Here is a 256-nt window from a genome sequence, read left to right on the forward strand (position 1 = left end):
TCCTCAAAGGCTCGTGTTCATCGACGAAACCTGGATTAAGACCAATATGGCGCCGCTCTACGGCTGGGGTGTTAAGGGCAAGCGCCTGCGTGGCTTTGCTCCGCATGGTCATTGGCGCACTTTAACCTTCGTCGGCGCGCTCCGGGCCGACTGTCTTACCGCACCCTGCGTCTTCGACGGCCCGATCAATGGCCAATGCTTCAAGGCCTATGTCGAGCAACAACTCGTCCCGACGCTGCGGCCAGGCGACATCGTC

At 60.2% G+C, this 256-nt stretch carries 1 protein-coding gene; it reads left to right on the plus strand.

Features of this window, described 5'->3' with window-relative positions; all coding sequences use genetic code 11:
• Positions 1-256, plus strand: a 256-nt coding sequence (locus PY649_RS35375) for a transposase (protein WP_285873645.1), incomplete at both ends; no start/stop codon positions are given.

The organism is Rhizobium mayense (assembly GCF_030272705.1).
Taxonomy (GTDB): domain Bacteria; phylum Pseudomonadota; class Alphaproteobacteria; order Rhizobiales; family Rhizobiaceae; genus Rhizobium; species Rhizobium mayense.